The sequence below is a fragment of the Cupriavidus sp. SW-Y-13 genome (genome assembly GCF_009793345.1).
Lineage (GTDB): Bacteria > Pseudomonadota > Gammaproteobacteria > Burkholderiales > Burkholderiaceae > Cupriavidus.
Map to the genome: position 1 here is coordinate 223,292 of NZ_WHLX01000004.1, position 22,395 is coordinate 245,686.

The 22,395-nt window shown below is 60.8% G+C and carries 19 protein-coding genes; 16 read left to right on the plus strand and 3 right to left on the minus strand.

What is annotated here, in order from left to right; all coding sequences use genetic code 11:
• Positions 1-56: 56 nt before the first annotated feature.
• A complete protein-coding gene (locus GA566_RS31110; RefSeq protein ID WP_149135205.1) occupies positions 57-680 on the minus strand; it encodes a helix-turn-helix transcriptional regulator in 624 nt (207 codons plus the stop codon).
• Positions 681-935: 255 nt separating this feature from the next.
• Here GA566_RS31110 and GA566_RS31115 point away from each other — a divergent pair, with 255 nt between their 5' ends.
• From GA566_RS31115 to GA566_RS31135, 5 genes are all read left to right on the plus strand, one after another.
• Positions 936-1,898, plus strand: a complete 963-nt coding sequence (locus GA566_RS31115) for a hypothetical protein (protein ID WP_149135206.1) — start codon at positions 936-938, stop codon at positions 1,896-1,898.
• Positions 1,899-2,104: 206 nt separating this feature from the next.
• A complete protein-coding gene (locus tag GA566_RS31120; RefSeq protein ID WP_149135207.1) occupies positions 2,105-4,774 on the plus strand; it encodes a DNA topoisomerase in 2,670 nt (889 codons plus the stop codon).
• Positions 4,771-7,215 (plus strand): hypothetical protein, encoded by a 2,445-nt coding sequence (locus GA566_RS31125; RefSeq protein WP_160475160.1) that lies wholly within the window; start codon positions 4,771-4,773, stop codon positions 7,213-7,215. The genes GA566_RS31120 and GA566_RS31125 overlap by 4 nt, the downstream gene beginning before the upstream one ends.
• Before the next feature lie 3 nt (positions 7,216-7,218).
• Positions 7,219-7,515 (plus strand): hypothetical protein, encoded by a 297-nt coding sequence (locus GA566_RS31130; protein ID WP_149135208.1) that lies wholly within the window; start codon positions 7,219-7,221, stop codon positions 7,513-7,515.
• A 105-nt stretch (positions 7,516-7,620) separates the two neighbouring features.
• The gene (locus GA566_RS31135; RefSeq protein ID WP_370459391.1) at positions 7,621-9,408 is read left to right on the plus strand and encodes a hemagglutinin; all 1,788 of its coding nucleotides are present in this window, start codon (positions 7,621-7,623) and stop codon (positions 9,406-9,408) included.
• 141 nt (positions 9,409-9,549) lie between these two features.
• On the opposite strand, the gene GA566_RS31140 is transcribed toward GA566_RS31135, so the two are convergent.
• Entirely contained in the window at positions 9,550-10,302 is a 753-nt protein-coding gene (locus GA566_RS31140) for a hypothetical protein (RefSeq protein ID WP_149135210.1), read from the minus strand.
• On the opposite strand from GA566_RS31140, the gene GA566_RS31145 reads away from it, so the two are divergent.
• A complete protein-coding gene (locus GA566_RS31145) occupies positions 10,289-10,636 on the plus strand; it encodes a hypothetical protein (RefSeq protein WP_237380964.1) in 348 nt (115 codons plus the stop codon). The two genes, GA566_RS31140 and GA566_RS31145, sit on opposite strands and share 14 nt — an antisense overlap.
• Before the next feature lie 23 nt (positions 10,637-10,659).
• Entirely contained in the window at positions 10,660-11,103 is a 444-nt protein-coding gene (locus GA566_RS31150; protein WP_011514853.1) for an HU family DNA-binding protein, read from the plus strand.
• A gap of 92 nt (positions 11,104-11,195) precedes the next feature.
• Here GA566_RS31150 and GA566_RS31155 read toward each other — a convergent pair whose 3' ends face one another.
• A complete protein-coding gene (locus GA566_RS31155) occupies positions 11,196-12,413 on the minus strand; it encodes a hypothetical protein (RefSeq protein ID WP_160475161.1) in 1,218 nt (405 codons plus the stop codon).
• Between the two features lie 248 nt (positions 12,414-12,661).
• Between GA566_RS31155 and GA566_RS31160 the strand changes: the two genes are divergently transcribed.
• The 9 genes from GA566_RS31160 (at position 12,662) to GA566_RS31200 (ending at position 22,386) form a co-directional block, all read left to right on the plus strand.
• On the plus strand, positions 12,662-12,838 hold the full coding sequence (locus GA566_RS31160; protein WP_237380965.1) for a hypothetical protein: 177 nt from the start codon (positions 12,662-12,664) through the stop codon (positions 12,836-12,838).
• A gap of 214 nt (positions 12,839-13,052) precedes the next feature.
• Positions 13,053-13,403, plus strand: coding sequence for a hypothetical protein (locus GA566_RS31165; RefSeq protein ID WP_149135212.1), 351 nt, complete (start codon positions 13,053-13,055; stop codon positions 13,401-13,403).
• 217 nt (positions 13,404-13,620) lie between these two features.
• A complete protein-coding gene (locus tag GA566_RS31170) occupies positions 13,621-14,049 on the plus strand; it encodes a hypothetical protein (protein ID WP_160475162.1) in 429 nt (142 codons plus the stop codon).
• Between the two features lie 593 nt (positions 14,050-14,642).
• Positions 14,643-16,511 carry a hypothetical protein gene (locus GA566_RS31175; protein ID WP_160475163.1) on the plus strand — a complete coding sequence of 623 codons (1,869 nt, stop codon included), beginning with the start codon at positions 14,643-14,645 and terminating at the stop codon, positions 16,509-16,511.
• Between the two features lie 487 nt (positions 16,512-16,998).
• Positions 16,999-18,267 (plus strand): HNH endonuclease, encoded by a 1,269-nt coding sequence (locus GA566_RS31180; protein WP_011229411.1) that lies wholly within the window; start codon positions 16,999-17,001, stop codon positions 18,265-18,267.
• A complete protein-coding gene (locus GA566_RS31185; RefSeq protein ID WP_011229412.1) occupies positions 18,264-20,414 on the plus strand; it encodes a phage integrase family protein in 2,151 nt (716 codons plus the stop codon). The genes GA566_RS31180 and GA566_RS31185 overlap by 4 nt, the downstream gene beginning before the upstream one ends.
• A 25-nt stretch (positions 20,415-20,439) precedes the next feature.
• Positions 20,440-20,769 (plus strand): hypothetical protein, encoded by a 330-nt coding sequence (locus GA566_RS31190; protein ID WP_124682092.1) that lies wholly within the window; start codon positions 20,440-20,442, stop codon positions 20,767-20,769.
• A gap of 72 nt (positions 20,770-20,841) precedes the next feature.
• Positions 20,842-21,462, plus strand: a complete 621-nt coding sequence (locus GA566_RS31195; protein ID WP_011514857.1) for a hypothetical protein — start codon at positions 20,842-20,844, stop codon at positions 21,460-21,462.
• A 114-nt stretch (positions 21,463-21,576) separates the two neighbouring features.
• Positions 21,577-22,386: a hypothetical protein gene (locus tag GA566_RS31200; RefSeq protein ID WP_011514858.1), complete on the plus strand. Its 810-nt coding sequence runs from the start codon at positions 21,577-21,579 to the stop codon at positions 22,384-22,386.
• Positions 22,387-22,395: the final 9 nt, after the last annotated feature.

The window sequence follows — 22,395 nt, forward strand, 5'->3', positions numbered from 1 at the left end:
AAACGCCCCAGATTCGATCTGGGGCGTCTTTTTTTGGGCTGGGGGTCGCCGGCCGCTTAACTGACTAGATCAGGGACTTCAATCTGAGCCTTCGCCGTCAGTACACGCCCATAGTCGCGCTCATACAGCGCTGCGTATCCGATCTGGACACGCAGAGGGAGCTCATCCCATTCTTCGCGGGTAGGGGCGTAGGCCATCCACTGTGGGTCGTTAGCCATTTTTACGATGGCCAGCCACAGTTGCTCGTGCAGGTCCTTCTTGGAATAGAAGTCTTCGATCGTGAGATAGTCGGCCTGATTGAGTACCTGTACGGTCGGGATGCCGAGCCACTCCGCAATCTTGTCGAACCGATCCTTACCAAGCGACTTGATAGAGCGGTTACCGCTCATGATCGAGTTCCAGTACACCGGGGTGACTCCGAGAATGTCGGAGATCGTCCGCTGCGGAAGCCCACGGTCAATCAGAGTCTTCCTGATCTGGTTGATCAGGCGAATACCATCAACATGGCGCTTGCCCGAGGCCTCACCCTCGTGCTCGGTCGCAGTGCTTTCAGCGCCGTGCTGTTCGTGCGTAGTCTTTTTGGCGGTCACTTCGGTCGTCTTTCGCGATTTTGCGGAAACTCGCCGCGCCGGTGCTGCCTTATGCGAACCACTACCGTGTGCAGGCATGGACTTTGTCATAGGTTCGGTCCTCCGACGTGGCTACGGATCAAGTTCAGAAGGCGATCGACCGCGCAGGGCGCGTCATGCCTTATTGTCTTAGCAATTCCCGATTCTACACACATATCAACAAGATTCAAGTCTCTTATGCCATCGAGACAACAAGACAATCTCTCAGTATGTTTTTGCGTCTCGTTGTTTTCAGTGTACGTGTTATGTATAATTCCAGCGCGCAGACGTAGACGTACCCGATCAACCCAAACAAGGAGGTCATCCATGCTGCCCATGGACGCCAAAAAGAACGCCGACTCCTATTCGTATCCCAATGGGATGCTGAACTCGGGATACGTCGGCGGCGTGCTTCGCAACCCAGATCCTGTCAACGGCATCTGCTATATCCAGCAGACCCGAAACGAGAATCACATGTTGCCGATCGCGTTCGACCCGAAGAAAACGCCGCTTCCTCGCAACATTCAGGAAGGGGACCTGATCTTCGCGATCTGCCACGCTTCGGGTGAGCGCAAGGAAGACCAGCGCATCGTCCACATGAAGAGCATCTCGTTCGAACAGCCGAACACCATGCACCTGGACAAGCGCTTCGCCGATGACCTGCTGCGCAAATGGGGTTCGCTCGTCCACGCCGCGGCGAAGGACTCAGGCACCCCGGATTCGATTCGCAAGCTGGAAGAGCAGTTTGGCCGCCCGAGTGATACTCAGGCTCGGCTCGACAGCATCGACTGGCGTGTTCTTGGGCTGAACAAGAACGCTACCAACACTGTCCGTCTCGCCGGCTTCATTCAGGCCAAAAGTCTGGAGCAGAATCGCGTCGGCCCCGATGGCAAGCCCCTGAACGATCGCCTGGTCGTCCTCCTTCGCCAGACAAAGGACCCGGACAAGTCGATCGCGATCCGCTGGTACAGCAAGAACCTGCGGCCCTTGGCCGAGAAGCTGCATCGCGGCATCCCTATTTCCGTGAGTGGTGAGTTCCGACTGGACGTGAAGGCCATTGCGCCGCCCGATCCGGACAGCGGCATTGCACCGGTTTCGTCGATTCCATTCATCCAGGCGAAGGATTTCCCTTCCCCTGTCGCACCGGGGTCCGATCTCATTCGGGTCATTCCCAGCTGGGCCGCTGAACTCTTCGAACGCCCCACGCAACGCGAAGTCGAAGCCAGCGCCCCGTCATCGGACGCCGAGCGCCAAGCGCTCTTCGCCGCAATTCAACCATCTGCAACCTGACAGAGGGATGTGAGCCGCACGGGCGCCGCGCAACGCGGCGTCCTCTCCGATCGCTCGATCTGAGATGAACCGCGCTCATTGCTTCGCCTGGCGGCCCACCCCGTTCCCGTCACTAGCAGGTGACCTTCCGAGACCTAAATCTGGGTCGTCTGGCCCACCCAACTCACTCGCGGGCCTCAGGTGCCGCTCACAGGACAGACCAGCCGATGGGCAAACACCTCATCATTGCCGAGAAGCCTTCCGTTGCAAAAGATATCGCCCTCTCCCTGGGAGGGTTCGGGCGCGTTGAGAACTGGCTGGAGAGCCCCGAGGCCGTCATTACGGCCGCGCAAGGCCATCTCGTCGAGGTGTTCTCAAGCGAGATGGCGACGTCAGGAAAGAGCCTGGAGACGTTGCCGGTGATTCCATCGAAGTTCGAGCTCCGCGTCATCGAACTAGCGAACAAGCCGCAAGCCTTTCAGCAGATCAAGCGTTTGATGGCTCGCAACGATATTGACCGCATCGTCAATGCTTGTGATTCCGGGAGAGAAGGAGAGCTGATCTTCCGCCTCATTTACGACCTGGCCGAATGCAAGAAGCCCGTCATGCGCATGTGGTTCAACTCGATGACGAGCGAGGCAATTCGAGACGCCTACCGAGGGATGCTGCCAGGCTCTCGGTTCGATGCCCTGGCCGACGCCGCCTACTGCCGGACTGAGGGCGATTACCTGGTCGGGATCAACGGCTCGCGAGGTGTTACCCGCCTGTACGAGCGTCAGACGTCGAAAGCCGAGATCCGTTCGGTCGGGCGGGTCCAGACACCGACGGGCGCGCTTGTCTACGATCGCGAGGTGGCGATCCGAACCTTCAAAGCGAAGGACTACTGGGAAGTGCACGGAGAGTTCGGTGTCGCTGCCGGCAGCTACATCGGAAAATGGATCGCACCGGAGCGTGATATCCCGGCTGACGCGCCTGAAGGCAGTTCAGATGGCCAGGCCGAGGTCGACCACCAGTATCGGATTTTTGAGCAGGGCAGGGCAGAAGCAATCCTCGCGCGCTGCGCCGGCGTTGCCCCATCCGACGTAAAGCAAGAATCGAAGCCGGCGACCAAAGGCTCCCCGAAGCTCTATGACCTGACCCTGCTTCAGCGCGAGGCGAACAAGAAGCTCGGGTTGACATCGAAACAGACCGACACAATCGCGCAGGCCCTGTACGAGAAACACAAGGTCACGACGTATCCCCGAACAGATTCCTGCTTCTTGCCAGAGGACTACATAGCGAAGGCCAAATCTGTCGTTGAGGCCCTGGTCGAGACCCGCTACCGTGACCATGCCACTCGCATCCTCTCGAACGGTTGGGTCAAACCAGACAAGAGAATCTTCGACAACTCGAAGATCAGCGATCACTTCGCGATCATCCCGACCGGCAAGTTGCCTGAAGGACTCTCACCCGATGAAGAGAAGGTCTATGACCTGGTGGTGAAGCGATTCTTGAGCATCTTCCACCCAGCAGCACAGTACGAGGTAACGACACGGCTCACGATTGTCGCTGGCGAGCACTTCAAATCCAGTGGCCGCGTTCTGGTCCATCCAGGTTGGCTTGCCGTTTACGGCACCCAGACCCAAGATGATGACAAGAAGATCCCGGCACTGACAAAGTATGTCCCAGGTGAATCTGTGTCAACCGAGGGCATGGAGCTGAAGACTCTCAAGACGAAGCCTCCTGTGCGCTATACCGAAGACACACTTCTCGGCGCTATGGAAGGCGCCGGAAAACTCGTCGACGACGAGGAACTCCGGGAAGCCATGAAGGAGCGCGGGCTAGGAGCGCCATCAACCCGCTCGGCCATCATTGAAGGGCTTCTTGCGACCAAGGATGGCCGCGATCGGCCAATGGAACCCTATCTCCGGCGAGACGGGAAGAGCCTCGTGCCAAGCCAGAAGCTTATGAGCTTGATTGCATTCCTGCGCGAGAATGGCCTCGACCGCCTCACTTCGCCCGCTTTGACTGGCGAATGGGAGCACAAGCTTCGCCTGATGGAACGCGGCGAATACCTGCGGCCGGCTTTCAACTCGGAGATCTCCGAGTTCACACGCCATATCATCAAAGCCATCCGAGAGCAGGCCGCTCAGGTTGTAGTGAAAAAGCTCGATGGAAAGTGTCCGAACTGTGGTGGCGAAATCTCGGTTGGCGCCAGATCGTTCGACTGTGAGTCCAGCTGCGGATTCCGGCTCTGGCGGGAGGTCGCGGGACGCCCCCTGAAGCCTCAGGAGGTTGAAGCTCTTCTAGCCAAAGGGACGGTCGAAAACCTCTCGGGGTTCGTCAGCTCCAGCAAGAAGCGCTTCACGGCGGGGCTAACGCTCACGGAGGACTTCAAACTGAAGTTCGTGTTCGATGAGACCGCGCAGTCAAAGGACGCGTCCGGAGCGCTGGTGCATTGTCCCACTTGCGAAAAACTGATGCGCAGGTTCAAAGGTGCAAACGGCTTCTTCTGGTCATGCACAGATCGTGAGAACTGTAAGACTACCTTAGACGACAAGGCGGGAAATCCTGTGGCAAAGGCCGCTGCCCGGCCGTGTCCGAAGTGCGGTCACGACATGAACCGTATTCCCTGGCAGAAGCGCCATTTCTGGGCTTGCTCAGACCGGGAGCAATGCAAGCACACCATGGATGACAAGGATGGCGTCCCGGTGGAGAAGGCACAGTCGTTTCCATGTCCTGACTGCTCGAAGCCCATGTATCGCCGCCAGCGCCGCGACCAGAAAGGCTATTTCTGGGGATGCAGTGGTTACCAGAAGGACGGCAGCGGCTGTAGCTGCATGCTCGAAGACAGAGACGGGAAACCGGTGCCAAAGGCCACCGCTCCCAATATCCAAGACGATAGGACCTTCCTGTGAACTCAAAGAACCGGATCTTTCGTGCAGCTGTGCTTGTCTTCGGCTTCTGGTGGATCGTGTTCACCCTCTTGGAGTTTGGCGGCGCCCCGTTAGAAGTCATCCGGAACTGGGGGTACGTTTCCTACTCTTTCGGGTACTGGATCGCCGGCTCAATAGGCGGCCTGGCTCTCGGGATCTGGCTCATCTGGTTTGAGCGGGTCCAGGCGGTGAACCGCCTATTCAAAGGCATGGGAGGAAACACTATCAATGGCATCCAGTCCACGCTTGGACTGGTTCCAATGCTGGCCCCCCCGTCAGCACGCATCGATAGCGAATCCAAGCGGCTCCCAATGCAAAGCAAGGCGGTGATGGATTGGCTGGAGCTCGCCAAGACCAATCATCCTCAGCATGCAGCATTCTTCCTTGCAGTGTGGGACATCTACTCTGCAAACAAGGAGCATCCTGCAACGCATAGGAAGGGTGGCCATGCGAACCGGAAACTCTGGCAGCACTGTCTAGCCGTTACCGAGACTGCCTTCGCAGAAAGCTCGACATGGAAGTACGATGGCGTGTACGTGAAAAAACGCGGCAAGGCAAAGATACTGCTTCTCAGCAAGCGCAATCCCGAGTACGAGTTCGACGCAGCGGACCCACTTATCCCCATCATTGCGCTTGCACATGATTTCGGGAAGCTCGAGGCGTACAAGATTGGGGACGATGGCCAGATCGTTACCTTGGAGGAAGGGTCGAGCACCGATCACGACGACGATCGCGTGTTTCACGATTCCCTGGGCGCCCGGATGCTCGCGCGACTTCCCGAGTACTGGCAGCTTCCCCCACGAGACCGCCGGGCCATCAACTTCGTGATTGGCCATTACCACCACCCCAGCGCCTTCCCCGTTGATTCGAACGGTTTCGCCCTTGACGATCGCATGTCCGCGCTGATGGAGTTCCTGATCTACGTCGACAAGAAGACGGGTATGCAGGAAAGTGGCCGCGACCTGCTCGAAGAGGACGAGGAGGTTACTGAGGAACAATCGGAGTCGATTTACAAGGCTTTTGTCGAGGTCATCACCCAGTTTGGCCGCGTGAATGGCACCGGCAATAAGAGCACCGACGCCAGTTTGAAGATCGCCCAAAAGCACGACGGCTTGATCGTCGTGAAGGAGCTTGAGTTGCGTCGACTCATCTTGGCGAAGCTGGGCATGTCGCTGGACGACGGTGACTCGCGCTACCGGGTAACCATGAGCCTGCTGTACACCCTTGGCGAGAAGGGGCTTCTGTACGACAAGCACAATGGAATTGACTTCTCGCGCTACCACCCCATGCATTCGGTATCGTTCCGCAGCAGCAAGAACGGTCAGCATATCGCTACGTGGGAACCCGTCATCATCTTCCGACCGCTGACGAAGACGCAGGAGTTCGCCGAACTTGGGGGCCTACCAAACTTTGGCTCGCGGATGGTGATCAGCAAGCCCATCTACACGCACAACCCTGGTATTCGCGATGCTGAGGCATTGCGCGAGTTGGTTCGGCGTGCGTTTGGCGAAGATGTGGCCCACAGCATCTACATCTCGGGCCGCCAGGAAACCAAAACGGAAGCAAGGGCTCGAGAACAGAAGGTCGAAACGGCGGATGGCAAACCTGAAGGCCTCGAACCGATGGCGCCAACAAGCCTTGCGGCGGTTCCGGCAGAATCCTCTGCAGCCCTCAAGCCGTCGATGGCGGAGCAAGAGCCAGCACCGGCCGTGCTGTCTCGCGTCATCACGGAGAATCAGTCGCCGCCAGCTCCAATGGAGCCGCCTACGAACGATGTCGCGACAGAGCATGTGGATGCGGACGATGTCCCATCGCTCGAGGACATTGCCGCGCTCGAAAGCGAGATCGCATCCCCGGAGACCGGTGGAAGCGCGGACGAAGCTGATCCGTTCAGTGGGTTGCTACCTTCCTCACCAGACGCCGGAAGCAATGAAGGCGCTTCCGTATTTGATGGCGACGACTTTGCCGATTTTCCGGCGGCGCCAGAGCCGGTCGCGAGCATCGACATTTCGGCGCCTGGTCACCGCATGCCTGAAGGCGAAGAGCGGCCTCTCATCGCTGACAGACCCGGTGTCGCGATCCCCGACAAGGATCGGCAGAATGCCATGAAACGCCGCACCGCCGAAGAAACCAAAGAAGCACTTGCCGCTTTCGATAACTTGGCACCGCCGACGTTCGCCGCACGAACGTCAAAGCGTGCGTCCAGCCGCGAAATCTCGGATGACGCGCTGTCCAACGTTCTTGCGCTCATAAGCGACAACAAACTGCCGGTGTGCGGCCGGATGAACGGGCACGCGTACGTCCTAGTTTCCGACATCGCAAACGTCGCGCCAACCCTCGACGTCGAGCAGCTTGTCAAAGCGCGCGGACTGCCCACTGCCGAGCCGGCCGCTGGCAAGAAAATGGTTGGAATTCCGGAGTAGCGAATGGATCTCGAGAAGCCCACCAACGCTCGCGAGCAGATGCCTTCGGTTACCGAGTTCATCGATTCCCTGCGGAAGACATTCGGCAAGGAAGAGATCGACGCGTCCATCAAAACGGGGCTTCGTAACGGATCGTTCTTTGCCATCGAAAATGGCTACGTCGTCGGCACGCCTCCTCCGCATGCCTTGCTCGAGTACGAACGACGCCAGAAGGCCGCGGAGCAGCAGGTTCATTCGGACGAGAGCTCCCACGACCCCACGAACAGCGGAGCGTTGCTGCGCCCCCATGAATCCATTTAGATTTATACGGCGTGTGCGTACGTGTTATGCTTCGCAAAGATGGCGCAAAGTGATCGCGGCGTCTGGCTGGATGCGGCCCCCCTCCCATACGGGGGTGTTGGAGTCGTGACGGGGGCCGTTATCACATCTGCCAAATTCAGCACAAATGGGAAGAAGTCGATTCATATAACAACAGGAGAAGTCGTCGTTATGCGCATTCAGCGAACTTTGTCAAACAAGAAGGGGGCTCTGGCACTGGCCATGTTGGTCGCTGCCCTCGCAGGTTGTGGTGGCGGTGGTGATGGCGCGGAAACGCCCCAGGCCACCCCGCAGTCTCCCAGCTCACCGGTGACCGGCACACCGGAGGGCCCAACCACGCCCGTCACGCCGGCCAAGCCCACCAGCCTGGTGGCGCCGTCCTGCCTGAACTGTGGCGCGGTTGATTCGAATACGTACTCCGGCACCGGCGTCGGGGTGTGGCAGGCAACGAATGCCTCGTTGGCTGCCGCCGATGTGCCCGTGAGCATTGATGGCCTCACCGGTCAGGATGTGACGCTTGTCTTCACGAACGAGAGCGGCGTCGCGCAGCCCATGCCTGCCATTTCGCTGACGGCCTCCCGCTTCCCGTCGGTCGCAGCAAGCCAGCTGCGTTGGCAAGACCCCGCCACCGATGCAAAGCAACGCATCGGCGAGTTCAACCGAAATGGCTGGGCCGCCCTTGCCGGTAGCCAAGGCACCGCACCGCGATACTCGATGTCCAGTGGGCCGAGCAAGTCCGTTGTGAATGACACGCGCGACTGGTTCAACGAGGACAATTCCGTCCGATCGACCACCCTGGTTCGCCAGGCAACGACGACCGACGGTGTCACGGTGAACTTCTGGGTGGAGAACTCCGAGAATGCCCCGACGAAAGTCAGTTCAGCAATCATCGACCAGCTTGCCGACCGCTTCGCTTCGCCCGGCAAGGTCTACGACATGCTGAAGGATGTCGGCGGCCCGCTTTGGGGCTCTCACAGCTATATCAATCTCATCCCAGGCACGGGCCAGCCGATCGATATCGTCATTCTGAACTTCGATCGCAACAACGCCCCGTACGGGATGACAGGCTACTTCTATTCGCGAAATGCCATTGCGAAGAGTGCGTCGAATCCGTACAGCAATGAGTCGTTGTCGCTGTATCTGGACTCGGAAACCCTGTACCTCGACGGCGCCACTGGTCTTACGGAAGTGGTCATGTCGATGGCGCACGAAGGCATGCACGCCCAAAATTTCTATCGCCGTGGCGTTCTGGGCGGCGTGGAGAGTATGTTCGCGACTTGGCTGGAAGAAGCCACGGCGATGATGATGGAGGATTTCGCCAGCGCTACGCTCGATCCCGGCCACAATCCCATTCGAGACGTTCGCTTCTATGACTACGTCAAGTACAAGGGCGGAAGCTACAACTGCAGCTTGCTCGACTGGACGCCGTTCAGCGCATCGTGCGATAGCTACTCCGTATCGGGATCGTTCGGCGGCTTCCTGAATCGCCAACTGGGCTTGCGCATGTTCAAGTCCCTGCTGGGGAACATGAGCTCGACGAACTCGGTCGACGTGCTGGATACCGTCATCAAGACGAATTTCCCCGGCACCAGCTTCGTGGGGCAGTTCCGCCGATTCTCGGCAACGGCGGGAGCGCTTATTCCAGCAGCGACGAGCCCCAAGGGCTTTGGTTTCCCGGCTCGCTCCGACAACGGGTACAACATTCCGGCCATCGATCCGACGGCCTACGCGCCGTACCGGACGCTGACTCAGACGGTGCCCACCACGCTCCAGGCATATGCGAGCCTGCCCGTCGTGCGGCAAGCTGTGAAGGGTCGATACACCGAGACGGTTAAAGTACCGGCCGGCACGACTCTTTCCGTTGTGATCCACTAATAGCAGGAAGCCTTAGCAGCTAGCGACTGGCGTTCAGAAGTCGAAAGGCCCCACGACCTCGCGGTTCGTGGGGCCTTTGTGCTTCAGGGGGGAAGTCTCGGCGCTTCAACGCGTTCCCCTCGTACCGCGCAAGGAACCACGCTATGCCGCTGCGTTCACCACAACGTTCTGCTGGCTCCTGCCACCTCTAATCCGGCGCAGGATGCGCTCCAGTCCCCGACATACTTTGCCCCAAAGGTATGACCCGACAATCAGTCCCACAATGGAGGCAGTAAGCTCCCTTGGCGTGCCTTCCGCCTTGGGATCGTCGATCAACCACTGGTGGAACTCCCAACCTACTCCCAAGCGCAGCCAAAGGAAAATCCCGAGCACGAAAACAAACGCACTTGGTCTGCGCCGCGCAAACCCGATAACGTTGCAGTTTGAAATGCCGACAGCAACGATCACCAGTCCGGCCGACGCCGCCGTGATGTAGTCAAGCCAACTGTAAGGCCGAATCGATAGGCCGCAGAAGGCCAAAACTGCGAGAGTCGCTGCAAGGGAAATGCGGAGTTTGCGACCGAGTCGATACGTGCCGGTGCCAGCGTTTTGATCCGAGCAAAGCAGTACCAAAGCAGCAATCGACACCAACGCCGCGCACCAGACGCCGAACAGAAGGTGGTCAAGGGTATTCGGAAAAAGCGGATGCCATTGCGTCTCCCAGTTTTGCAGTGCTGAGACGTACTGACGCACCTCCGTGGAGAACCTCTCGGCCTGAGGTTTCCCAGGAGCCGCCCACCTGTGTGCGGCCACAGCGTACGAGTAGGCTGAGACAGCAACTGCATAGGCGAAGTACGTCGAGAAGAGAATCGCGACGTTGGCGATTCTCATCGCGGGAAGCTTGAACCTGATCATCTGTGCAACTGGTTGTTGGCAAGCTTTGGTTATCCGCGAACGATCCTCGCGGGTCAAGCGACATAGCGCTCACATTCCCTGCAAGGTCGCTTCGGTGGACGCGCTAGCGTCGTCGATGGGCTTATTGAATACCTGGCTGATTTCGTATCAATCGGCGACGGCGCTGCCGGCGCAAGGCTATACGCCGCGCTTCCGCCTGCGATGCATGGACACGACAACGCCGGAACATCCTGTAACGCGGATACTCAAAAAAGGCCTTGAAAACGCGCGTCATCATGGCAATATCACGGGCAGTGTCGCGCCCGAGCAGATCGCCAGTGCGTTGGCACGCTAAACCTCTAAGACTACGAACCGAAAATGGCTACAAAAGCTAAGACGACTGCCAAGGCCGCTGCGAAGCCGGCCGCCAAGCCCGCGGCCAAGAAGGCTGCTGTGAAGACCCCTGCGAAGGCAGCACCGAAGGCCGCCGCTGCGGCACCGGTGGTCAAGCCGCTGAAGGAGACGTTCAACAAGTCGAGTTTGCTTGCCCACCTGATCGCCCAGACTGAACTGGACAAGAAGACCGTGCAGACTGTGCTGGCTCATCTCGAGAACACCATCGTGAGCGCTATCCACAAGAAGGGCGCTGGCGAGTTCACGTTGCCGGGCCTGTTCAAGGTGGCCGCTATCCAGGTTCCTGCCACGAAAAAGCGTTTCGGGAAGAATCCCTTCACTGGTGTAGACCAATGGTTCGCCGCCAAGCCGGCATCGGTCAAGGTGAAGGTGCGTCCGCTGAAGAAGCTCAAGGACGCGGCAGCCTAATCACAGGCAGCACGTTCAGAAAAGGGCGACCGATGGTCGCCCTTTTTCGCTTTTGTGGAGGCCGTGTTTCCACCAGCCTTTCCAGATTGGCTTTAGGAGCCAGGGGCTCCGAACATCTTGCGCACCATCAGTCCGACGCCGTCGGCAGCTTCCAACCGGATCATCTGCTGCCCGCCTTCCCCCCAGGATCTCACACGCCGTTCGGTGGTATCGACGACATCAACAACCCGCCCCCTGAGCACTTCCCGTAGCACGCTGGAGCGACAGTAGATTGTCGCTCCCCACCAACTGCCGTCCGGCTGGACCACAACCTGCGGCGGGCCCGCGTAGACAACGTCAGGTTCGGATTGATCATCCCATCCCAGTAGGGCACGGCGATCGCGCAGCTCCAGTACGACGCGACGGGCTGATGGTCGTGGCTGGCTGAGAAAGAGATTGAGCGAAAAGCCGTCCCAGAATCGGCTCGCGAGAATGGACTCCGTCAGCGGCATGTCGAGCAGACGGCAAGTGTGGCGCAGGCTGGCACGCTGGATGCCCCGCCAGTCCATCTCTGGGGCGTGCTGATCCAGCGGTTGCTTGCCGCCGGCCGCGATCGGGCCCACTCCGCCGCCGGGCGGCGATGCGGTAGCAGGAGTCACGGCCGGTAGCCCGCTCGGAAACACCCCGTGTACCAGGGTGGACCGGAACCGCTTCTTTCCTGCGGGTCCGGGCAGCTCACTGGAAACGAGCGTTCCCTCCGTGGGCGAAACGTTTCCCCCACCTGGCAGGGTGAGAACCTGATGGCGGTTGGACCAGACTTGCCGTTCCCAGTCCTTTTGTACATCCAGATCAGTCGTCGTCGCTCGCGAGCCCTTTGACTCGGCGAGGCACACGGCCGCCGGCGTCGTGGCGGAAGAGGCGCGGAAGAACACGAAGTCGGGATGCGCTGACGTTGTCTGCCCCCCGCAGTCCTCCCAGTGCGCCATCCATGGGTAGCCGGCGTGGTCCATCTGGAGCAGGGCTAGCCCCGCACCCAAGGTCCCCGACAGGAATGGCTTCACGTAATCCTTGAGGCGGGAGTACGCTGGCGTCACCGAATAGCCGTGGCCATCCCAGGCACACACGGACAATGCTGCCTCCGCAGTAGCTCGCACGGTCTCCTGTCCGGGCCCGCCCAGCGTGAGCCCGAGCTTGCTGGCTCTCTGCATAGTCAGATAGAGCCACCAGATGTTGACGTGTGCCCCGGAGGCCGGCGGCGTCTTCTTCTGCCAGGTCAGGTTTGGCGTCGACGAGAGCAGGTGAAACTCTTTGTGGATGGGGAAAGTGGGCATAAAAAGGCGATCGGCCGTGCAGCGGAACGGCCATTGTCCCCGAAGTCCCAGCGGGCAAGCCACCCAGCGCATGCAGGGCCCGGCAGCGCTTCATTTCGCAGATCTGGCCAAGCTTGCTCCGCTGCTGACCTCGACTTTTTACGATCGCAGAAGCTAGGAAAACGCCCCCGATCTGCGTCGCGCGTCGCCGTGACAATGAAGGCTCCTATAGCAGCGGAGCAAATATGCCCCTCCCACCTGAAGTCCAGATGTTCGTGAACATTGCCCGAGAACGCGATCGCGGGGATCTTCTCTTCCCGTCGGTCGACGTGCCCGGCCCGCTAGGTTCGCTGATCCGTCAGCCAAATCCTGCGGCAGTGCGCGCACGGGAGATGAAAAACCTGACCGACGAGGAGTATGCGGAGCGGCTCGGGTTCCTGACCTGACTTGTTGCATCGGGGGAAACTCTCAGGGAAGCGCCGCGCCTGTTCCATGCCCTCTATATATAGGGTGGCGAAATCGCCCACGGGCGCACTACTGACGTTGTGCGCACGGGGTTTACTACGTCCGCTCGCATTTTGACTTTTGGGTCCGGGCGCGGCACGATCACTGCACTCGGTCGGGATTAACCGGCCGACGCAACATACAAGGCAACACAATATGGTTAACCCGATTTACCCACACACATCGCTGGACGCGATGCAACTCATCACCTTCAAGTACGCCAACGGCTTCAGCATGATGGCCGAGCTGCTGCCCAAGCCGCGGGTCGGCGGCGCCACGATTACGCAGGTCGATGTCGAGATCACCAGCGCCCGTTGGTCCAACGTCGTTCAGCACTCGCTGCCGACGCTGGTGCAGGCCGGCACCCAGGCGTTCCTCGACGCCCAGGCGGATGCTGCGCAGAGCACGACTCACATCGCTGAGATCCGCATCACCGGCGAGGAATTCGTCACGAAGCACGACATGCTCACGATCAGCGGCAACACTGTGCCCGTGACTGTCGTCTGACGCTGTAGAGAAGCAGGTGCGGCCCGCGCCGGGCCGTAGCATCCGACCGATCCAGAACGGGGGAGCTATGAGAGTTTTCGTCGCTACGTTTGGTTTGTGCCTGCTCGCGCTGGTTGGCCTGGCTACCCAAGCACACGCTCAATGGAAAGACCCATCCGCGCGTGATTCGTGTACCACTGAAGCCTGCAAGGAATTTTTTGACGTCTGGGCGGCCGGCATGGAGCGAGGGCAAGATACCTTCACCTGCCCCTCTGACTGGAGCGGCAATTGCGGGTACAGCGGAAAGGGGCAGTTCAAGGTCTGCGCGCCGGAGGGCAACCAGATCTGCGGATACACGGCGAAGGTACTCAGTCGCAAGAACGGCCGCTACGGCATGTACCCCATCGACAAGAACTGCGTGTCGGGCGCCATCTCGTCCAAGGGCAGCGGGAACCCCGCTGACAGGTGGGGCGGCACAATGGTGGTCCAGATCACCACGTACTCCTACCTTGTAGGGCAGCCTCCGAAACAGGTGGCGATCGACAAGTATTGCAAGATCGAACGCGATGGCAATCCACCGCAGGGCGGCTGTGGATGCGTCGGGCCGGTCATGATGTGCAACGGGCAGGCATCAGGGGTCTGCTCCACGACGATCAGCACGCCCTAAGCGTAAGCAAGCCAGCGCCAGCCGGCTTTTTCTTAGGACCCACAACGTGTGGGCCCGAGGGGGAGAGTTCCCAATTGGCGGTTGTGTACCTGTTGTACGGCGCAGTCATCCGTGTCGGCGTCAGTGGAAGCTACAAGTTAAAACAGAGGTTTGCCTGTCGCGACAGTCTCAGGGTCGTGCTGCTACCCATCGGATGCTAATCCTTGGATGTTTTGAAGGAGGCACATCAAGACGGTGACGTTGCTTGGGTTTCGAATGGGGACCGGGTAATCTTGTTGGGACGCGCACCGCGGAGACTGAAAATGCCCATACAGAAGTCTGAGCTGTTATCGCTGCGATTGAAGCTGTTGGAGGCCGCCCGGGAACCGACGACTGCGAAAGCGATCTCTCGTCTTCGAGGGGCATTTAACCCGAATGAACTTCCATTCCTTGACGACGCGCTCGCAACGCTCCCGAGCCCTGTAGAGCGAACTCGAGCGGCTCGCCTTTACACTTCCCTGGCGCGGGAGCTCGTTCCCGATTCTACGTTCTATGCCGTACCAGTCGTCCACTATGGAACCCGGGAAGTCGGGCCGGCGCTGTTCGCGCGAGCGATGACTGATTCCGATTTCACTGTCTTTACCGGTGACACGACCCAAAAGATGGGGCTTCCTGGAGAGATTGTCGTCTTTCCTGCGCGCAGCACGCAGTTGCATCTCCTTTTCCACTTTGCCGAGCTCGCGGCTGGGATGGACTACAGTGGGCTCGTTCTTGACGAACTCCAGCTGCATTGGGGCGTGAATCCCACTGGGCACGTGCTCCTCTACGCCTTCGTTGATGACGGTAAAGGAGGCGCCCGCAGTCTCCAGAGCTGCGTTGCGACAATCCACAAAAAGGTCGAGGAGGCGGTCAACGCGCATTCCGACTGGCGGTGTGAAATCCTGCCCGTGCAGCCGATCGACGAGGCGCTGCGCACAGCTGACCGCTGGGATATGGCAATCTCGTTTCCCGCTGAGCTCCGCGATTGCGATGAGGCCACGGGAATACTGCGCCCGGCGCCTGAATGGCGGTCCCCACCGAGCATCATGGCGACGCTTGCCACCCGACCCGACGGGCATACCCTTGATGTGCTCGTTTCACGTCAGTATCAGCAGATCAATCACGGTGGCAATGCGACCATACCTATCCAGCGGCATCCGTCGTTCCTTGTCGACGACCGAGATGTTCGCGAGGTATTGGCCCCCGCGTTTGCGGACATGGGCATTGAGATCAGCTTCCGTGCCGAAACGAAGGTGCCCGACACAGTAGAGCAGGGCGATCTTCCCATTCTAGATCTCGATGGCGTCTGGCGCCCCAAGGCCTTCTACCGCATGCCCCTGCAAACCCGGCAGATGGTCCTCTCCACCCACTACATCGACGTGATCGAGTCGGAAGACGAAGCGGACCATCAGAACCTGATGGCCTACCCATATCCCTTCCGTATGGAGCGCCTGAACCCGGTGCGCGAGCTTATTGGCCACTTCCGCAAGGACGTCGCCGCCAAAATCCGCGAACTTGCTGAAGTGCCGGGCCTGGGATACCAGGAATTCTGCGAGGTGATTTGCCGCGATCTCCCGCCATTCATCCTGGTTACTCACGCGTCACCACGTACTGCGGACCCTATCAATGTGCCGGTCTATTTCTTCGAGGCGCTTCACTTCCTCAAGTGTAACGGCCGGGTCTTCTACGCACGCGATGGCTTGGTCGAGCGATTGCAGATGACCGTCATGGAAAGGGACATGCCGCTCTCCCAGATTCGCTCGCCCTTCCCGGATATCTACATCCATCTCGAGTCGTCTATAAGATATGCGACGGTGGAAGGCGACCCCGTGACGTTGAACGGTTTCTTTGTCTCGGAAATGGTGTCCGCGGAAACGGAGCGCCGCCGGCTGACGATCTGCCCGATCGTCACTGAGGGCACGGATGTCATCACATCGCTATTGGACGCCTTCGAGGTGGATGTGGATGACGGGGTGGAACGAAAACTCTACGACGCGCTAGCCACGTTTTTCCAGTTGTCGGTAGAAGAGGTCGATTCTGACGTCCGGGCTCATGCGATTGGCCTCGCCACCAAGATCCTGTTCTACGTGGATGTTAAGTCGGCGCGCATCGTTCCTCACAATGCCAATGACAGCCGTAGCCTCGCATTCCTGCAAGCTAAGGCCCGCAAGGCAACGAAGCCCGGTGCGAGGACTTCGCGCCCGCTCAGGGCATATGATTTCATCGAGATTGGACCGGAAGACAGTATTCGATTGGAACAGGAGCGTGCAGAGCGCAAGGTCGGTCACTCACTCCATTGGCGCCGTGGCCACAATCGAATGCAGGCACATGGTCCTCACCATTCTCTACACCACAAGATTTGGATCATGCCCCAGCTGATCAACAAGGAACTGTTGGGGGACGAGGCACCGCCGCCGCCGCCCAAGGACTATGACTTGCGCTGACGCCGCAAGTAGGGAATAAAGTTAGGAAGGACGCTGAAGTCGATAGGCTGTTTCGGACGGCGCTGTAGCCGCTCGATGCTCTCTGAAGCCCGCCGGCGAGTAGGGCATGTTGGCTTTTGACCGCCCGCTGGAAGGGGCGTACTCGGCGCCATGCCAGCGGAGCATGCAGCCTGGCAGTCATTCCTCGATACGAGACGCCTCCGCACAACGGCACTCCCTCTTGGCGGATCTCGAACCACTCAAGCGCGGTACCGGATTCAACTTCGCGCCCATGGCTCATGCGTGCCGCCTCCATCACTTTGCAAAAAACGCCATTCAGAATAGCCAGCTTTGTGTGTGCATGATAACCGCACTTATCAAGCACACACAAAATAAGGTACGGGTCACCTAGCATCGCGCACACGCCTCCGCCTATAATGTGACGAATTCGCGCGGAGGCCGCGCCGGCATTGGGCTGGCGGGTTCTGCGCCCCACCGACCAAACCACATGGCCCGCGATCCCGACACCCTCCAACAGATCACCCATGCCCACCTGGAGGCCGCCGCGAGCGCGTGGCAGGCGGGCGAGCGGGTCGCCGCCCTGAAGTCGAGCACGCCATGGGAGGCGCAGATCGCAGGGCAGTGGTACCCGACCAAGGCCATTCTGGCGCTCGCGCACCGGCACGCCGGCTTTGGCGAGCTCACGCGCGACACGCTTGCCGGGGAAGCCGCCCGCCGCCGCCTGGCTGCGATGGATATCCCGCTGCGACGGCCCGGGCAGGAGGTCGCGGCAGCGGACAATCCAGCGTGGTCGCGACTGCAGCGGCACGACGTCGAGGCCGGGGCTGCCGCGCTGCGAGACAGGATGGAATGGGCCATTTCCATGAAACACATCGCCAACAAGCCGCACGAGACTGAATGGCGGCTGGGCCTCGACGGACTCTGGTACAGCCCACGCGCGATCGGCCAGGAGGCGTGTACCGCAGCCGAACTGCCCACCTTCAACTGGAAAATGCCCGACGGCGAGTACACGCGATATCGCGCGCACCTCGAGGCCTTGGGCTTCTCCCTGAAGCGTGGCCGGACGCCGACGCGGTCCCAGCCGGCGTGGGGCGCCGGTGAACTACGCGCCGCCGCCGCCGGCCTGACCGGGATGGAGCTGGAGGCCGCGGGCGCAGGTATGGACCCGCTGCAAGTGGTCCTCGACGGCCGCGCGTACCCGGCTGCCGACTTGCTCGGTCTGCCAGCCGGTCAGGCGCCATCGGCACAGGACCGGGCCGCGATCGCCGAGGCAGGCGGCGCCTTGCGTGCCGCCCCGGACCCGCTCGACGCCGCGCTGGAGGCGCTGGCCGCCCAGAACGGGCTGCCGACGGAAGCGGCGCGTCAGGTGCGGGGGCGGATCGGACAGGGACGGTTCCGCGAGGCGCTTCTCCAGCTGCACGGCTGCTGCGCCGTGAGCGGCGTTTCGACGCCGGCGGTCCTGCGCGCGGCCCATATCCATCGTTGGGCCGACTGCGGCGACACGCCCACCGCTCGCCACGATATCGACAACGGCCTGCTGCTGGCCGCGAACCTCGACTGCCTGTTCGAGACGGGGCTGATCGCGTTCGACGACGACGGCCGGATACTGATTTCGCCCGAACTGGACACCGCCGCGCGTGACGCGCTGGGTCTCAGCCCGGACCTGCGGCTGGCGGTCGTGCCGACACTTGGCCAGCGCGGCTACCTGGCCAAGCACCGCGAGCGCACCCGGGCCATGCGCGAGGCTTCGGCATGAACGCCCCGGCATCGGGGGCCACCATCGTGACGCCATTGCGCAGACGCCGGTCCGTCACGCGCCGGCAGCTGCATCGGGGGCATTTCGGGTTCCTGCGGGCCATCATCCAGGGCCTGCATGCACGGGCCATGTGGGAACGCTATCTGATGGAGGAAGGCGAGATCGAGGCCGACCAGGAATTGCTGGCCCGATCCCCGGAGGGCGAGGAGGGCGCGGAGGCCGACATCGAAGCCGATCCGGCCGCGCACGCTTTTGCCACCCATCCCAAGGTCCGTCGGGTGACAGCCTGGCTGCGCAGCGAGCTCGTCGCCGCGGCAACTCGGGCCCAGCGCCCCGGTACCGCCCGCCGCCTGAAGCTGGAAGCCAGGGACCTCCGGAAGATCGGGCAGAAAGGGTTGGGGCTGCCGTCGCTCGAGGAGTTTGTGGCGGAGACCGGCATGGACGGCTTTGGCGAGTCCGAGCAACTGGCCGCCTACCAGGAACGCTATGGCGACGCCCTGAAACGGGAGTCCAAGCGCGCCCGGATGATGCGCCGCCAGCTGGAGGCGATCGACTGGCTCGAAGAACGGTACGCCCAGCCTGTCCTCGCCGGCGACGCGTGCCGTGCCTGGCTGGCCGAACCCCTCGCGGAGCGGCTGGAGGTGGCCGGTGTGACGACGCTGGCGGATCTGCTCGATCGCATTGACGGGCTGGGTGCCGGCTGGGCCCGCGGCCTGCCGGCGATTGGCGCCGGCAAGGCGAGGGCGATCGAAGCCTTCCTGACCACTCACGCCGAGACGCTGGGCCGGTCGATCGGCAACCACGTGGCCGTACCGCGCCGCAGGCGCTATGTGCACGAGATGGCTTCGGTCGTGCCCCGCGGCAAGGAAAACGCCCTGGTCCCGCTCGACAAGCTGGTGCTGCCTGTCCATCTGGACGGTCGCGACGGCGCCTACCGCCTGCCGCAGGCTCGCTGCCTCATCAACGCCCACAATGACTACGAAGCGGTGCTGTCCTGGCTGCGCTCCAAACCCGGGCTGGCGCCGGATCGGATCTTGCGCCTGCGGGAGAAGCGCAAGGATGTCGGCACGGGGCAGGGGCCCTACGACTGGCTGAATTACCTGTCGAATACCCAGCGGGCGTACCGGAAGGAGGCGGAACGCTTCCTCCTGTGGTCGATGCTGGCCCGGGGAAAGCCGCTGTCCTCCATGGACACGGACGACTGCATGGCGTACCGGGACTTCCTCGCCGACCCACCGAAGGAATGGTGCGGCCCGCGCTCGCGGGAGCGATGGACGCCCCTCTGGCGACCATTCGAGGGCCCGCTGAATCCTCGCGCCCAAGGCTATGCGATCGGGGTGCTGGCCAACCTGTATGCGTATCTCAACGCCAAGAACTACCTGGCCGGCAATCCCTGGCAGGGCATTCACGTGCCGACGAGCGCCAAACCCGAGCTGGACGTCGGCCGCAGCCTGACAGAGGACCAGTGGGCCTTTGTCAAAGGGTGTCTGGCCCGCCTGCCGGCGACGTCCATCCATCGCCGGCTGCAGGTCGCTTTGCCGCTGCTGTACGCGACCGGCCTGCGGCTGTCCGAGGTGATCGCGGCCAGCACGGACGATCTGGAGTGGGTGAGCCTGGCCCAGCCCGGTACCGGCGAGCGTGAGGAGGGCTGGTGGCTCACCGTGATCGGCAAGGGGAACAAGCTGCGCCGCGTGCCGGTACCCGACACGACGGTCCACGCATTGGGCGAGTATCTGGAGTCGCGGGGGTTCGCCAGTGATCCTGCCCGGTGCCGCGGTGTGGCGCTGCTCGGCCACGCGACCGACCAGGAGGAACGGGCAGGGGGGTGGGCGAAGATTGACACGGCCCCCGCCGAGGCGGGATTGGCGGCGACCACGTTGTACCGGCAGATCAAGCGGTTCTTCCAGGCGTGCGCGTCCGAGCTGGAAGCGGTCGACGCCCGAGGCGCCTCGCGCTTGGCGGCGGCCAGCACGCACTGGATGCGGCACACCCATATTTCCCATGCATTGGCCGCTGGCGCACCGCTCGAGGCCGTCAAGCAAAACGCGGGGCACGCATCGCTTGATACCACCACCCGCTACGTCACGACCGAGGACGCCCGCCGCCGAGCTGCAATGAGGAAGTTCTGGGATTCGCAATCAACGTAATTGAAATCAACCTATGGGGGAAGCGATGTTCGAAGTTCGTCGAGCACGCCTGCTAGCGAAGATGCTAGCGCGTGCCTACCGCATTGAAATGCGGCTCGGCAAGAGGCTGGTCACTACCGTCAGCGGCTGGGCTTTACAACGTCGCACAGTGAGCGTGGACATTGCAGAGACCGCGTGGGTTGCTAGTGACAAGCCTCGCGTGCGCCTAGTCGTTGACTTCATCAACGAGCGCATCGAAGTTCGGCAGTACGCAAGTGGCAGAGGCGACGAACTGAAGTTCATGGTTACGTCACTTGAGCAGTTCAACACCGTTGGCCACCAAATCGTCGCGTACCTGGTACGCACCTTCCCCTAAGTTATTGGGGGTTGGAAGATCGGTACTGCCAACAGCTTGATTCGGGTCCACGATAGACAAAGGGCAGGGGACATGAAAGAAGACATTCTGGAGCAGATGGTCGACGAGTACCTCCAGCACAAGGGGTATTTCACCCAGCACAACCTGAAGTTCCGACCAGCCAAAGACCATGTCGACTATGTCGCCCAAGCCGATGCGGTTCACAGCGACGTCGACGTGATCGGCATTCACCCGCTAATGCAGGGGCCCGAACGGGTGGTGGTAGTCAGTTGCAAGAGCTGGCAGCAAGGCTTCAGCCCGCAGTATTGGAGTGATGCGATCGCCAAGAACAAGAAGGTGAATGGTAGGGAAGCATGGATGGCATTTCGCGAGCTCGCCAGGCCGAAATGGGCGCAGGCGTTTCGCGCTGAGGTGGAGCGAGCCACGGGCGCAAAGGCATTCACGTACGTAACGGCCGTGACGCGGCTCACTGCCCAAGCAGATCGGACTGCTTGGGAACAGCACCCAGAGTTCCGCCAGAGCTTGAATGGAAACCCCATCAGGATACTGACGTTCGACGATATGTTGAGTGAGCTATTTCCGACGATCAACCAGACAGTCGCCTCCTCACAACTCGGTCGCCTGCTTCAACTGATCAAGGCATCAGGTTGGGCGCTAGCTTCGAGGAATGAAAATGGGCCATCCTTGGTCTAGGTCACGGTCACTGCCAAAGCCTCGCGCCGTACTCCGGACGTGTCATGATCGCCGATCGCCGCGCGGCAATTCAGTTACATTGCGCCTAACCGTACTAGCTGACAATTGACCCTAATGAATACCAAGGTTTTTGACTGGAGAATGCGCCGGAACTGGCTGGCTAGCATCCGCCACTATGCAGGCCATGTGCTAACCGTCGAACTGCGACAGCATCTCTCGCAAGAGCGGCCGAAATGCTGGTCGGACGACTTTGCCTGGCTACCCGACTCGGAATACGTCCTACCCGAATTCGTCGCTGGCTTAACCAGCTACTACACGCATTTCAAGGGCTTTCATGGCTGCCGCCCGTTGAAGCTGGCCAGCTACTACGAGCGCGGCTTGCTCGGGCAAGACAGCGAACTTCTTTGCGACGCGTTCCGCGAGATTTTTTCGGATGTACCCAAGGAGGACGTGGATAGTGCCATCAAGCAGTTCGCCGACCGCAGCGATAGGGAGCGGGGCAAAATGTGGCTCGTGGGAAGTGACGAATTTCTAGTAAAACAATGCGGCCATTACCTCATCCAAGGTAGTGAATATTTGATGGCGCTCGCGGCGCATCTGGGCCGTCCCCTGAGTGGTGAAGACTACCGCTTCCGGCTTCGCAACTATGGCATCCCGACAATTCTGGAGGTCGATGTCCCAGTAGGCCTCGTGCCTGCGGCGCAGCATGTTGAAGTGGCGAAGATGATCTTGTCCGAGTGGGGGCAACTAGCCGCTCGGCGCCCCTTGGGTTTTGGGGGTGAGCCCCCCTGCTATGTCGTTCGCCAAGACATCCCCCCCGATTGCGTTCAGGGCCATTACCATCCCAAACAGATTGTTGACCCCCATCAGGGAAACCGGCCGTACATCAATGGCCTGCTGACCTGCGATGTGTGCGGCGGGTAAATCCGCCGC